The organism is Haloactinopolyspora alba, assembly GCF_003014555.1.
GTDB lineage: Bacteria > Actinomycetota > Actinomycetes > Jiangellales > Jiangellaceae > Haloactinopolyspora > Haloactinopolyspora alba.
The window spans coordinates 243,012-256,895 of record NZ_PYGE01000005.1 but is presented as its reverse complement, the minus strand read 5'-3'; the positions used below and the strand labels follow the sequence as shown (position 1 = coordinate 256,895).

Genomic DNA, 13,884 nt, shown 5'->3' with positions numbered 1-13,884 from the left:
GCGTGCCGGACACGCAATCGATACCGACGTCGACCCCGGACGAGACCACGCTCGCGGAGGTCGAGCTGACCCTGCTCGGCGTGGGCGATCCGCACGTGTCGGTGCCTCTTCCCGACGAGGACGCCGAGCACGCCCGGACCGCCGGGTCCGTCGTGGTCACCGACCGCGAAGGAGCGCCGGTGGCGACGCTGCGGGTCGCCGCGGACATCGGACGCACCTCCGATGGGCTCACCCGTCTCACCGGCATCGTCGAGCCGGTGCCGACACGTGACCAGCCGACCGGTCCGTACGCCGCGCTGCGACGGGACCCGGCCGAGGTGGACCTGCCCGAGCCGCTCGCGGTCGTCGGCCACGATCCGGTCGACGGGGCCACGCTGGAGGCCGTCACAGCGCAGGCCGGACGGGCGGTGCTGTTCGTGGTGCTCGACGGGCCGCGCGCCGTTCCCGGACCGGCGCTGCCGGACGTGGCCCGCTCTGCCCTGCGGTTACGTGACCGGCTGCGGGCCGGCGGCCGGCGGTGCGAGGTCGTCGTCGTGCCGGCGCCGCAGTACGGCGACGAGCGTGACAGCACGCTGGCCGACAGGGTCGCTGCCGCCTACGGGGGCACAGCGGTCGTCGCCGAGCGCGACGCCGACCGGGACGCCCTGCGTAGATGGCTCGACGGCGCCGCGGATGCCCCGGCGGACCAGCCGGAGGAGTCCTTCGACGCCTGGCGGCGCTGGCGCCCGCTGCCGGCCGGACGCGGCGCCGTGCTGCTGTTCACCGGCCTCTCGGGCTCGGGCAAGTCGACCGTCGCACGGGCGGTCACCGACCGGATCGCCGAGCTCGGCGACCGCGAGGTCACCCTGCTCGACGGCGACGTCGTCCGGCGCAACCTGTCGGCCGGGCTCGGCTTCTCGCGAGCCGACCGGGACCGCAACATCGAGCGCATCGGCTTCGTCGCCGCCGAGATCGCCCGGCACGGCGGGCTGGCGGTGTGCGCACCGATCGCGCCGTTCGCCGCCACCCGGGAACGGGTCCGGCAGATGGTCGAGGCCGGGGGCGCGGACTTCCTGCTGATCCACGTCGCCACCCCGCTGGCCGAATGCGAGCGGCGCGACCGCAAGGGCCTCTACGCCCGGGCACGGGCCGGGGAGATCCCCGACTTCACCGGGATCTCCAGCCCGTACGAGACTCCGGACGACGCCGACCTGGTGCTGGACACCTCGGCGATCACCGTCGAGGACGCCCGCGACACCGTCCTCGACATGCTGACGCGCGCCGGCCGGCTCGCCGGCCACCGGGACGGCGACGACGACGGCGCCGCATGAGCGACACCCTCCCCGCACGCGATCTGGCCGATCCTCGCGAGCTGCTACTCGCCCATCTCGACCGGTACCGCGGCACCATCGCACGCAAACTCGACGGCCTCACCGAGACCGAGCTGCGCACCAGCAGGCTTCCGTCCGGCTGGACTCCGCTACAGCTGGTGAACCATCTGGTGCACATGGAACGACGGTGGCTGCGATGGGGTTTCGCCGCCGAACCGGTCGACGAACCGTGGGGTGACGGCGACGAACACGACCGGTGGACCGTTCCGGCGACCGCGACGGCACACGACCTCGTCGCCGCGCTGCACACCGGCGGCGCGGTCGGCGAGTAGCCCGCGGTTCCGGATCACCCCGCCGGCGAGCCGACGCATCGGGCAAGAGCGGGCGGCGCGTCCCGTCGTTCGCGGGCAAGACCGTCGGCAAGGCCGGCTGACCAGGGTGGACGGCATCCGTCCCCGGAGCAGCCATGGAGCCCGCCATGCCGACAGTCGCCGCAGCCCCGTCCCGCCGTCACACCGGCTCGAGCCTGATCGGACAGCTCAACGCCGAGTGGGCCCGGCTGTGTGCCGACGACGCCACCGCGGATGCCGTGCGTTGCTGGGCTCGGTACCACCGTGCGCTCGACGGGTGCACCGGACTTGCCGACGTCGAAGCGGCCGTCGCCGGGAGCGCCGACGACGTCCTACTCGCATTGCTGGGCCTGGCGCACGACGGTGACGGGTTGGCCGGGCGTACCGTGCTCCAGCTGATGCTGGGCAAGGCCGTCCGGATCGCCGCCTCGCACAGCGGCCGGGACACCCGCGAGAGCCTCGAACACGCCGCCGTCTCCGCGTTGTGGACCACGATCGCCACGTACCCGACCGACCGCCGGCCCGCCCGCGTCGCGGCGAACATCGCGATGGACACCGTACGTGCCGTGTGCGGCGAACTCGCCCACGACCGCGTCGAGTCGCCGCAGGCCCCGGAGGCGCTGGGCCGACCGGGCGAGATCAGCGCCGTCTCCGAGCACGACGGCGGTCCCGCCGACCAGGAGCTCATCGAGCTCCTGGCGTGGGCGGTGGCGGCGGACATCGTGTCGGCCGCCGACGCGACCCTGATCGTCGACGTCTACGCCCCGGCGCCGGGCGAGGCAGGCGGCGCTGCAGCCGCGACCCGGCACGGCGTCAGTTGGCCGGCCGCCCGGCAACGCGCCAGCCGCGCGATTCGGAAGATCACCCGGGCGATCAACGACGACGTCCCTGCCCACGCCGGCGTCTGAACCGCTCACGTCCGTTGACGACCCCGTGAGCGGGGTCTAGGTTGACGAATGGGGTGACTGACGTGCGGACGCTGCCCGTGTCCGCACGCGACGGGCACGCTCCGCACCAACCTCCGGCGGCTGAACGCTGCTGTCGCTCCTCACCGGGAGGAGGCGATGCCACTGCGCTGAAACGCGACACGCACGGTGCCATCGCACCCGGACACACGAGAGGAGCACGGATCGTGGCAGGCAACAAGGCAGTGATCTACAGGGGCGCCGGACGGGTCGAGGTCGAGACGACCGAGTACCCGACGTTCGAGCTCAAGGACGGCCCAGGGGTGAACCCGCACAACGTCGGCCGCCAACTTCCACACGCAGCGATCCTCAAGGTCGTCGCCACCAACATCTGCGGCAGCGACCAGCACATGGTGCGCGGACGCACCACCGCTCCCGAGGGCTTGCCCCTCGGCCACGAGATCACCGGCGAAGTGGTCGAGACCGGCCGTGACGTCGAGTTCACCAAGACCGGCGATCTCGTCTCGGTTCCGTTCAACATCGCGTGCGGCCGGTGCCGGAACTGTAAGGAGGGCAAGACCGGAATCTGTCTGAACGTGAACCCGGACCGGCCCGGATCGGCGTACGGCTACGTCGACATGGGCGGCTGGGCCGGCGGACAGGCCGAGTACGCGCTGGTCCCGTACGCCGACTGGAACCTGCTGCGGTTCCCGGACCGCGACATGGCGATGGCGAAGATCCGCGACCTGGCGATGCTCTCGGACATCTTCCCCACCGGCTTCCACGGCGCGGTCACCGCCGGCGTCGGCCCGGGGTCGACCGTGTACATCGCCGGCGCCGGCCCTGTCGGGCTCGCGGCGGCGACGTCGGCGTTCCTGCTTGGTGCCGCCGTGGTCATCGTCGCCGATCTGCAGAAGGACCGGCTCGAGCAGGCGCGCAGCTTCGGCTGCGAGACCATCGACGTGTCCGCGGCCGACCCCGCCGACCAGATCGAGCAGATCCTCGGTGAGCCCACCGTCGATTGCGCGGTCGACGCCGTCGGCTTCGAGGCCCGCGGGCACGGATCCGACGCCGAGGTGGAACGGCCGGCGACGGTACTGAACACGGTCATGGGCGTCACCCGGGCCGGCGGCGCCGTCGGCATCCCGGGTCTGTACGTCACCGGTGACCCCGGCGCCAGCGACGAGGCGGCCAGGCAGGGCTCGCTGTCGCTGGACTTCGGCCTCGGCTGGGCGAAGTCGCTGTCGTTCACCACCGGGCAGTGTCCGGTCATGCGGTACAACCGCCAGTTGATGATGGCGATCCTGCACGACCGCACCAACATCGCCCGGAACGTCAACGCCACCGTCATCCCGCTCGACCGGGCGGCGGAAGGCTACGCGGAGTTCGACCACGGCGCGGCCCGCAAGTACATCCTCGATCCGCACGGCATGATCGGGTAACTCCCACCCGCACCGCTGGCGGGGTCCGGTCGCGCCGGGCTCCGCCGGCGGTCGTTTGTCCGCCGGGAATAGTTGCACTAGAATTCTTCGCTTATCCGTACAGACCTGTACGAAATGGAGGCGTCCGCACCGTCGCGGGCAGTCTGTTCCACGCCCGCGCGAAGGTGGTGGTCACGATGACCGACGAGCGCCTGGATCTCGAGTTCGCCTACACGAGCTACGCGGACTCGTGCCGCGACCTGTATTCCCTGCATTACCGCTGCCGCCGCCCGCACGGGCACGCCGGCGCGCATGCCGCCGGGTTCGGCGAGCACCGGGTGCGCTGGCAGCACCATCCGGCGCACGGCCTGGACGCACCGCCGGTGTCCTGAGCAGCGGAGTGATCTAGCGTGCCCGGTACGCGATGGACCGGTGCCTGATGTCGAGAACGATCACGACTCGCTCGACCTCGTCGATCTCGTAAAGCACACGCCAGTCTCGGGCGAGCCTGGCGCTGTAGATGCCGACGAGTTCGTCACCCAGCGGCTTGCCGAGACGTCGCGGGTTCTCGCGTAGCGGGCCCGTGATGAGCTCTACCGCCGCGAGAGCGATGCCCTCCGGCACACGCTCCGCGACGGCTCGCCGTGCCGACTCGGACCAACGAGCCTCGTAGGGCTCGCCCGTCATGCGCTGCGCGTCCGTCGCTCACTCAGAGTGGCGAGAACCTCGTCCGTCGAATACGTCTCTCCGCGCGCGACCTGCTCTCGCGCGTCCGCCAGCGCCCGCAGTGTCTCCGCGTCGGCTTTGACCTCTGCCGTCTCGCGCCGACCGAGGTAGGACTCGATGGCGAGCAGGACCACCTGTTGCACACTCCGCCGGTCCTCTTCCGCCGCCGCACGCAGTTCGGCGTCGATCTCCGGCGGCAGCCGCAACGTCATAGCCATACCACAACGGTACCAGTCAGCACCATAATGGTGCAATCGCAGCTCAGCGGAGCGCGTTTACGCCCGCAGGCGGGCCTCGATCCCGTCGAGGATGGCGCGCATGCCGAGGTCACGGATCTGCTCGAACGAGAACGTGAACGTGTCCTCGTGCAGCTGAGCCAGTGTCGGATACGCGCCGGCGCTCATGGCGCGGACCAGCAGCGGCTCCTGCGCAGCCCAGAACTCTTCCTCGGAGACGCCGGTGCGCCGCTCGGCGTCCATGGCGTTCAGGTGCGCCCGTGCGACCGCGCAGACGAAGAAGTCGACCGCCGACACGACCATAATCTTCTCCTGGTCGGACAGGCCGCTGTCGACGAGATGGCGCATCACGTACTCGAGGCTGGCGACGTTGTTCGGCCCGAGCATCGCGCGGGTCTGGTCCACCTGCGGGTACCACGGATGCGCGAGACACAGCTCCCACGTGCCCTGACCCTGGATCTCCAGCGCCCGCCGCCAGCCGAGCAGCTCCGCGGCGCCGAGTTCCTCGTTGCCGGTGACCGCGACGCGGTCGAGCATCAGGTCCAGCAGCTCGGCCTTGCCCGGCACGTAGCGGTACAGCGACATGGTGCCGACGCCGAGCTCGGTGGACACCCGCCGCATCGACAGCGCGCCCAGCCCTTCGGTGTCGGCCACGGTGATCGCGGCGTCGACGATCCGCTCCAGTGTGAGGCCCGGCTTGGGGCCGCGGGTCGGCTTCTCCTGCAGCCCCCAGAGCAGCTCGAGGCTGCGCCCGACGTCGCCGCTTCCGCTGAATTCGGTGGTCATCGCGGATCAGCTTAGTAGCCGAAGCTGACTGCGTATGGTGTACTCTTCTTTATTGAGTACAATGTACCCAGTAAGGAGCGCTCCGATCGTGCCCACACCAGAGACCTCGATCGCCGCCACCGGGCTGCGCAAGATCTACGGCGACAAGCGCGCCCTCGACGGATTCGACCTGACCGTCCCGCGCGGAACGGTCTACGGCCTGCTCGGCCCGAACGGCGCGGGCAAGACGACGGCCGTGCGCATCCTGGCCACCCTGATCCGGCTCGACGGCGGCCACGCCGAGGTCGCCGGCGTCGACGTCGCCCGCGAACCACGCAATGTCCGCCGCCGTATCGGCCTCGCCGGTCAGTACGCCGCCGTCGACGAGATCCTCACCGGGCGGCAGAACCTGCGGATGTTCGCCCGGCTGTTCCACCTCAGCTCCCGGCGCGCCCAGCAGCGCGCGGACGAGCTGCTGGAACAGTTCGAGCTCACCGACGCCGCCGACAACGGCGTCAAGGAGTACAGCGGCGGCATGCGCCGGCGCCTCGACCTGGCCGCCAGCATGATCCTCACCCCCGACGTCCTGTTCATGGACGAGCCCACCACCGGCCTCGACCCGCGCGGCCGGAACGAGGTCTGGCGGGCGGTGCGCTCCCTGGTCACCGGCGGCACCACCGTCCTGCTCACCACCCAGTACCTGGACGAGGCCGACCAGCTCGCCGATCGCATCGCCGTCATCGACGCGGGCCGGGTCATCGCCGACGACACCCCCGCGGCACTGAAGAACTCGGTCGGCAGCGACCGGATCGACGTGGTCGTGCAGGACCCGGCGGACCTGCCGGCCGCCCGCAAGGCGGTGACGGCGGTCGCCATCGGCGAGCCGAGCAGCGACGAGGCCGAGGGCAGCGTGCACGCCCCGGTGCGTGACCGGGTCGGCGCACTGACCGAGGTCGCCCGCACGCTGCAGGAGCAGGGGATCGTCCTCGACGACATCGGCCTGCGCCGGCCCACGCTCGACGACGTGTTCCTGCTGCTCACCGGAAGCCGCACCGACGACGACACCGCCACGTCCGCGAAGGAGGACGCCACCGCATGAGCACACCGACCCGTGCCGGCGGCCCGGACGGGCCGCCCGCCGCGACCATCGACGACGACGGACCGCAGCGGTCGGCGTACTGGGCCGTCATCGACTGCTGGACGGTCGTCCGTCGCGAACTGACGCACGTGATCCGCCAGCCGAGCAACATCGCCTGGCAGCTGGGCTTCCCGATCGTCGCGGTGCTGCTGTTCGGCTACGTCTTCGGCAGCGCGATGTCGGTTCCCGGAGGCGGCGACTACCGCGAGTACCTGATGCCGGGCCTGTTCGGCATGACCATGGCGTTCGGTTTCATGAACACCGCGTACGCGGTGGTGATGGACACCACCAAGGGCGTCACGGACCGGTTCCGGTCGATGCCGATGTCGTCGTCGGCCGTCGTCACCGGGCGCGGTGTCGGCGACCTCATCAGCGCCAGCGTCGATCTGCTGGTGCTGGCCCTGATGGCGCTGGTGGTCGGCTGGCGCTCCGACGGTTCCGTGCTGGCCACCGTCGCCGCGTTCGGACTGTTCCTGTTGCTGCGCTTCGCGCTCATCTGGATCGGCATCCTGCTGGGCCTGATGGTGCCGAACGAGGAGGCGGCGGGGAACCTCTTCGCGGTGGCGTTCCCGTTCGGCATGATCTCTAGCGCGTTCGTGGCGCCGTCGCTGATGCCCGACTGGCTCGGCACCATCGCCGCGTGGAACCCGGTGTCGTCGACCGTCACCGCCGCCCGGGAGCTGTTCGGCAACCCGGTGGCCGGCAGCGACACCTGGATCGAGCAGCACGCGCTGCTGATGGCGGTGGTGTGGCCGCTGGTCATCACCGCGGTGTTCGTCCCGCTCGCGGTCCGGCGCTTCCAGCGGCTGAGCCGCTGACCCGGGCGCGGTCCGGCGCGCATCGGTGGCACGGCTATCCTGCTGCCGATGCACGCCGCCGGCCGGGGGTCGGACCACCACCCCATCGAGATCGCCCTGCTCGGCCCGGTCGAGGTCCGCAGCCGCGGCGTACCCGCCGCGGTTCCGACGGGACGCCCGCGCACCCTGCTGGCCTGCCTCGCGCTCAGCCCGGGGCAGGCGGTCACGCAGGCGACGCTGGCCGGGTACCTGTGGCCGGAAGGGCTGCCCGCACACCCGCGCCAGGCGCTGCAGACCTACGTCGCCCGGCTGCGGTCGGTGCTCGGCGCCGACGCCGTCGCCACAGCCCAGGACGGCTTCGCGCTCGACCTGCCGCGCCGAGCGGTCGACCTGCACCGGTTCCGCACCGCGGTGGCCGACGCCGACGCTGCCGCGGACGATCCCGCCGAGCAGTTGCGGCAGCTGTGCGAAGCGCTGTCGCTGTGGCAGGGCGCGCCGCTGAGCGGACTCTCCCCGGCCACGCTGACCACCGAACACTCCGCGGCGCTGACCGCCGAACGCCTCGACGTCACGGAACGCGCGAACGAGCTGCGGCTGCGGCTGAACGACGTCGGCGACGAGCTCATCGGTACTCTGCGCCGGCTCGTCGCCCAGCACCCGTGGCGTGAACGGTCCTGGTCGCAGCTCATGCGCGCGCTGTACGCCGGTGGCCGTCCGGGTGAAGCACTGGCGACGTTCCACGAACTCGTCGGCGTCCTGCGCCGCGATCTGGGCACCGATCCGGGTCCAGAGCTGACGGAGCTGCACCAGCGCATGCTCGCTGCCGACTCCGGCCTGGTGTCCGCATCGGCGCCGCCCGCCGGCCGTGCCGTCCCGGTTCCCGCGCAGCTGCCCGCCGGGGTCTCCGACTTCGTCGGCCGCGCCGGCGAGGTGGCGTCGATGACCACTCTGCTCTCCGACACCGAGGGGCCCGCGCGACGGATCGTGGTGTCCGGAGCAGCCGGTACCGGCAAGACGACGCTGGCGCTGCGGGTCGCGCACCGGGTCCGGTGCGCGTACCCGGACGGCCAGCTCTTCGCCGACCTGCGCGGCGCCAGTGACCCGGCGGCCGCGCACGACGTACTGGGACAGTTCCTGCGCGCGCTCGGCGTCACCGGCTCGGCGGTCCCGCCCACGCTGGACGAGCGCGGCACACTGTTCCGGTCGCTGTGCGAGCGCCGCCGGCTGCTGATCATGCTGGACGACGTCGGCTCGGCCGACCAGGTGGCTCCGCTGGTCACCACCGACCGGTGCGCGGTGCTCGTGACGGCCCGGCCACACCTGCCGTCCCTTCCCGCCGACCAGCGGATCGACCTGGACGTGTTCTCCCCGGCCGAGGCGGGGGAGCTGCTGACCGCGATCGTCGGGCGGGCACGCCTGGCCACCGAGCCGGACGCCACCGCGGACGTGCTGGCCTCGTGCGGCGGCTCGCCGTTGGCCGTGCGCATCGCCGGCGCCCGGCTGACCACGCGGGCGTCGTGGTCGGTGGAGCAGCTGGCCCGGCAGCTCAGCACGAACACAGGGCTGGCGGCACTCTCGGTGGACGGCATGAGCGTGCGCGCCACGCTCGACGTCACGCACCGCAGCCTCGAACCGGAGCAGGCACGCTGGTTCCGGCTGCTCGCGGCGATGCCGGCGACCGCGTGCGACACCGAGTCCGCGAGCGTGGTGTGGGGCGTGGATCCCGCGGCCGCGCGCGCCGGACTTGAACACCTGAGCCACCTGCGTCTGCTGGAACCGGCGGACGAGCACGGCTACGTGTGGCACGACCTGGTGGGGCAGTACATGGCCGAGCTCGCGGACGCTGCCGAGCTACAGCGCCCCGCGGCGGCCCTGCTCCGGCGCGCCCACCTGAACCTGCGGAACGCGAAACGGTGCCTGCGCGCCGAACGCGAACTGCGCGACGCCGTCGACGACGATCCGGACGCCGCGCACGCCCGCGCCTTCGCCGGTGCGGCCGAGGTGCACGAATGGCTGCACCCACGGCTCGAGGCGATCCGCTCACTCGCCCGGCGTGGCCTGGAGGGCGCGCACGGACTGCCGGTCGACGAGGCCGCGGCGGTGATGATGCTCTCCGACATCGTCGCCTCCGAGTGCTGTCTCAGCGACACGGCGGGCGACGCCGCGCGTGCCGTGCTCGACGCCGACGTCCCGCTTCCCGCAGGTCTGTCCGCCGTCGGCGCGGCGTGGCAGAACCTCGGCGCGGCGCTGGCCACACAGCACCGCTTCGACGACGCCCTCGCGGCCGGTGAACGCGCCATCGCCGTCTGGCGAGAGCTCGGTGACCGGTTCCGCGAGCTGAGCACCCTCGGCAACATGGCCACCGCGTACGCCAGGTCCGGGCGCCACCTCGAGGCAGCCGACCTGCTGGCGACCTGTATCGCCGCCGACGACGTCCTGCCCGCGCAGGGACGGGCCCGATGCCTGCAGAACATGGCCAGCGTGCACGTCCGCCTCGGCCGCTACGCCGAGGCGGACCGGGCGCTGCGCGACGCACACGCTTTGGCGCCGCCGGATCCGGTGTCTCCCGACTCGTACTACGAGGCGCTGCGGTGGGCGGAGCTTCACCGCGAGACCGACCGCCGCGACGACGCCGTCGCCGCCTACGACCGGGCTCACGGCATCGGCGTGGCGCTGGACTCCAGCCACATGCAGGCGACCGCGCTGCGGTACTGCGCGAGGGCGCTGCGCCAGGTCGGCGACGACGGAAGCGCGCCCGCGGCGCAGGCCCTCGAAATCGCCCGCCTGAACCACCATCTGCGTCTCGAGGCCGATGCGCTGGTCGAGCTCGGCCACGCGGCCGACAAGCTCGGCAACCCCGGCGTCGCCACGTCCTACTGGCGGCAGGCGGTGGAGATCCTCGAATCGCTCGGCGCCCCCGATGCCGGCGACGTGCGGCAACTGCTCACGGACTGAGCAGGCCGCGGGGACTACTACTCGCAGCCGACTCCGTCGCCGTCGGCGTCCAACCCGTAGACGTCGTCACCGGCCACGCTGACGGGACCGTCGGCGTACGAGGGCCCGTTCCCACTGCCACCAGCGCAGTCGACATCACTGTCGATCGGGACACATCCGCCGCTGTAGTTCGGGTCGCAGTCCGTCTGCACCTCCGGCTCCGGCTCGGGTTCAGGCTCCGGCTCCGGCTCGGGTTCAGGCTCCGGCTCCGGCTCGGGTTCAGGCTCCGGCTCCGGCTCGGGTTCAGGCTCCGGCTCCGGCTTCGTTTTGGTGCCGACGGCGACCACCTCGTCGACTGGCTTCTTGGTCACCTCTTCGCCCACGAGGGTCCGAGACGTCTCCATGCCGTCGGTCAGGACGACCTCGTAGGTGAGTGTCTTCACGCCCTCGACGCCGGACACGACAAGTGCTGACGTGCCGGCGTCCCTCGACGGGTCGTCCCGCGTGACTTCGCGGAACGGGATCGGCTCGGTCTCAGTCACAGTCGTAGTGGTCACCGACGGTGTCGGCGTGACGTCCTGCGTGGTCGACGCCGACGGCGTCTCGGCGCCCGCACATGCGGCCGCGCCGAGTGCGACGGCCACGCCGACGAGCAACGATCGACAATGCGCATGCGAACGCGCGGTCATGCGGCCCATGGCCTTCTGCCCCCCAAGGCGCCGATCAGCGAGCGCCCCATCACGGCGCGCCTTGTCATGATCAGCATTGTTGTGGGCGAACAGTATCGACAGCCGTTGATCACGTCAATCACCAATTCCTGACAAAGGTATTGACGTATGACAAAGATCGGAATTGGATGGCGATTCATGTCATAGCGCTCGGACCTTCGAGGAGGAGCCATGGCTTCGCCCGTCACCCGTTCCCGAGTCCACCGCACCCCGCGCCTCGCCGCGCTCGCGGCCGTCCCGCTCCTGCTCGCCGGGTTGTCCACCGCGCACGGAGCCGACGCCGAGCCCGCTGGCGAGCCGATCGCCCCGTTGATCGACGACTCACCACGTGAGCTGGTCGAAGTCGTCGTCGAGGACCGCCAGGGCGTCCTCGACCTCATCTCGGCCGGCGCCGACGTGACCGAGTACGCCCGTCCGGTGGCCGACGGCGTCGAGGTCCATGTAGTCGCCGGCGCCGGCGAACAGGACCGGCTGCGCGACCTGGGCTTCGACGTCGGCGAGACGGTCGTCGCGGCGGAAGAGGTCGCCGCGACCGTCGCCGAACGTGAGGCCGCCGTACGGCGTCTGGACACGATGTCCGCGCGCGCCGCCGACACGTTGACCGTGCTGCGGTCGGAGTGGTTCGAGAGCGACGGGCGGACCTACCTGAACGTCGAGGTGAAGACCTCCGCCGGCGAGGACAGCTCCACGGTCCTCACCATCTCGGTCAACGGCCGGACCTACACGCTGGACCGCTTCGCCGACGCCGGCGAGTATCTCTATCACCGCTTCAGCCGGCCGATACCGGTCGACGAGGTGCCCGATCAGGTGACCATCACCAGCAGTATGGGCGGTGAGACCACGGCCCAGGTCGACAGATGGCTCGGCGAGCCCAGGCCGCCGGAGGGCCCGCACTACGCCACCGGTTTCGTCGACCACTACATGGACCCGACCGAGGTGTACGAACGCATCGAAGCGCTGGCCGCGGAGTTCCCGGACCTCGCGGAGATCGTGGAGCTGCCGTACGAGACGAACGGTTACCGGCGCCACGCCCAGGCGCTGATCGGTGACGTCACCGCGAACACCTTCTACGTGACTTCGAAGGCGTGGGGGCACGAGGGCGGCAACGACCTCGTCGTCGAGACCCTCGACCCCGGCACCGCCGACAGCCCGCTGGGCGTCACCGTCGACGGCGACACCGTGACGGTGTCGCTGGGTACCGACGGCGACGGCAACCCGGCCAGCACCGCGGCCGAGGTCGTCGAGGCCATCAACACCACGCCCGAGGCGTCGGCGCTGATGACGGCTTCGACCTACCGCGGCGACGACGGCGACGGGGTCGCGGTCGCGGACCGCCGGCACCTGTCCGACTCGCTGGACGCTCCGGACTCGATCTCGCGGGAACCGTTCACGGTGCGTGCGATCCGCATCGGCTCGGACCGGGACGGTTCGAAGACCGGTGTCCTCGCGTACTCGCAGGAGCACGCCCGTGAATGGGTGACGCCGCTGGTGGCCGTCGAGACCGCCGAGCGGCTGCTGCGCAACTACCGTCAGGACGCGGCCACTCGCAAGCTGGTCGACGGCCTGGACATCTTCATCATCCCGTCCGTCAACCCCGACGGCGGGCACTACTCGTTCTACGACGAGAACTTCCAGCGCAAGAACATGACGAACCACTGCGGCGCGCAGTACGGCGACCCGAACGCCAGCACCGCGTGGGGAGTGGACATCAACCGCAACTTCAGCGTCGGCTCCCGTCACGACGGGTATGTGGGTGCGTCGGGATTGTGCGTCAGCGGCGTCTACTCCGGACCGTCCGAGCTGTCCGAGCCGGAGGCCCGCAACGAGGTCTGGCTCACCGAGCAGTTCCCGAACATCGACTTCGCCATGAACGTCCACTCGTACGGCGGGTACTTCATGTGGCCGCCGGGGGCGTACGTGGCCGACGGGCGGACCCCGCTGGAGCGGCCGACGCCCGGTGAGGAGGAATACTTCTGGACCGCGTCCCGGCACATCCTGTCGGCGGTGCACTCGTGGCGCGGCACCGCGGTGTGGCCGGGCCGGACCGGGCCGGTCATCGACGTCCTGTACTCCGCGGCGGGCAACTCCGCCGACGAGCACTGGTACGAGAAGGGCATCTACGGCTGGGACTTCGAAGTCGGCGCGGACATCTGGGACCCGGAGGAGGGCGAGTGGGACTCCGTCGGCTTCCAGCCACCCTTCGCCGAGGGATACCAGGAGGCGATGGAGTTCTCCAGCGGCCTGATCGGCCTGTTCGAGGTCGCGCGTGCCCACGGCACGGACGTCCGGCCGCCGCGCACCACTCTCGAACTCACCGACGACGGCGTCGTCTTCGACAGCACCGAACCGGTCACCGTCCACTACACGCTGGACGGCAGCCGGCCGACGTACGACTCGCCGATGGTGCGCTCGGCCGGACTGCGCGAAGGCGCCGCTCCGGTGCCGGTGGGCACCGGGACGACCCGGGTGCACTGGTTCTCGGTCGACGCGGCCGGCAACGTCGAGAACCGGTACGACCCGGACGGTCACGGCCGCAACTACCGCAGAGACACCGTCACGGTCGAGTAGCCTCGC

Annotated in this window: 13 protein-coding genes; 9 read left to right on the top strand and 4 right to left on the bottom strand. The window is 71.2% G+C overall.

All coding sequences use genetic code 11. From position 1 onward, the window contains the following. Positions 1 to 2: 2 nt before the first annotated feature. From cysC to CLV30_RS09515, 5 genes are all read left to right on the top strand, one after another. On the top strand, positions 3 to 1,310 hold the full coding sequence (cysC, locus tag CLV30_RS09535) for an adenylyl-sulfate kinase (RefSeq protein ID WP_205740800.1): 1,308 nt from the start codon (positions 3 to 5) through the stop codon (positions 1,308 to 1,310). Next, entirely contained in the window at positions 1,307 to 1,642 is a 336-nt protein-coding gene (locus tag CLV30_RS09530) for a mycothiol transferase (RefSeq protein ID WP_106536955.1), read from the top strand. Before cysC ends, CLV30_RS09530 begins: the two co-directional genes overlap by 4 nt. A gap of 146 nt (positions 1,643 to 1,788) precedes the next feature. Continuing rightward, complete coding sequence (locus tag CLV30_RS09525; RefSeq protein WP_129710996.1) at positions 1,789 to 2,568, top strand: hypothetical protein; 780 nt, start codon at positions 1,789 to 1,791, stop codon at positions 2,566 to 2,568. A gap of 224 nt (positions 2,569 to 2,792) precedes the next feature. Continuing rightward, positions 2,793 to 4,007 (top strand): formaldehyde dehydrogenase, glutathione-independent, encoded by a 1,215-nt coding sequence (gene fdhA / locus CLV30_RS09520; protein ID WP_106536953.1) that lies wholly within the window; start codon positions 2,793 to 2,795, stop codon positions 4,005 to 4,007. A 176-nt stretch (positions 4,008 to 4,183) separates the two neighbouring features. Beyond that, the gene (locus CLV30_RS09515; RefSeq protein WP_129710997.1) at positions 4,184 to 4,378 is read left to right on the top strand and encodes a hypothetical protein; all 195 of its coding nucleotides are present in this window, start codon (positions 4,184 to 4,186) and stop codon (positions 4,376 to 4,378) included. 13 nt (positions 4,379 to 4,391) lie between these two features. Here CLV30_RS09515 and CLV30_RS09510 read toward each other — a convergent pair whose 3' ends face one another. The 3 genes from CLV30_RS09510 to CLV30_RS09500 are packed head-to-tail and all read right to left on the bottom strand — an operon-like array spanning position 4,392 to position 5,734. Continuing rightward, entirely contained in the window at positions 4,392 to 4,673 is a 282-nt protein-coding gene (locus CLV30_RS09510; protein WP_106536951.1) for a type II toxin-antitoxin system RelE family toxin, read from the bottom strand. After that, a complete protein-coding gene (locus CLV30_RS09505) occupies positions 4,670 to 4,930 on the bottom strand; it encodes a hypothetical protein (protein WP_106536950.1) in 261 nt (86 codons plus the stop codon). The genes CLV30_RS09510 and CLV30_RS09505 overlap by 4 nt, the downstream gene beginning before the upstream one ends. A 57-nt stretch (positions 4,931 to 4,987) precedes the next feature. Continuing rightward, positions 4,988 to 5,734, bottom strand: a complete 747-nt coding sequence (locus CLV30_RS09500) for a TetR/AcrR family transcriptional regulator (protein WP_106536949.1) — start codon at positions 5,732 to 5,734, stop codon at positions 4,988 to 4,990. Positions 5,735 to 5,822: 88 nt separating this feature from the next. Between CLV30_RS09500 and CLV30_RS09495 the strand changes: the two genes are divergently transcribed. The 3 genes from CLV30_RS09495 to CLV30_RS09485 are packed head-to-tail and all read left to right on the top strand — an operon-like array spanning position 5,823 to position 10,603. Next, positions 5,823 to 6,812, top strand: coding sequence for an ATP-binding cassette domain-containing protein (locus CLV30_RS09495; protein WP_240723294.1), 990 nt, complete (start codon positions 5,823 to 5,825; stop codon positions 6,810 to 6,812). After that, entirely contained in the window at positions 6,809 to 7,669 is an 861-nt protein-coding gene (locus tag CLV30_RS09490; RefSeq protein ID WP_106536947.1) for an ABC transporter permease, read from the top strand. Before CLV30_RS09495 ends, CLV30_RS09490 begins: the two co-directional genes overlap by 4 nt. Before the next feature lie 48 nt (positions 7,670 to 7,717). Next, positions 7,718 to 10,603 carry an AfsR/SARP family transcriptional regulator gene (locus CLV30_RS09485; protein WP_106536946.1) on the top strand — a complete coding sequence of 962 codons (2,886 nt, stop codon included), beginning with the start codon at positions 7,718 to 7,720 and terminating at the stop codon, positions 10,601 to 10,603. Positions 10,604 to 10,620: 17 nt separating this feature from the next. Here CLV30_RS09485 and CLV30_RS26935 read toward each other — a convergent pair whose 3' ends face one another. Next, positions 10,621 to 11,124 carry a G5 domain-containing protein gene (locus tag CLV30_RS26935; RefSeq protein ID WP_211300031.1) on the bottom strand — a complete coding sequence of 168 codons (504 nt, stop codon included), beginning with the start codon at positions 11,122 to 11,124 and terminating at the stop codon, positions 10,621 to 10,623. A gap of 357 nt (positions 11,125 to 11,481) precedes the next feature. Between CLV30_RS26935 and CLV30_RS09470 the strand changes: the two genes are divergently transcribed. Next, the gene (locus tag CLV30_RS09470) at positions 11,482 to 13,878 is read left to right on the top strand and encodes a M14 family metallopeptidase (RefSeq protein WP_205740802.1); all 2,397 of its coding nucleotides are present in this window, start codon (positions 11,482 to 11,484) and stop codon (positions 13,876 to 13,878) included. Positions 13,879 to 13,884: the final 6 nt, after the last annotated feature.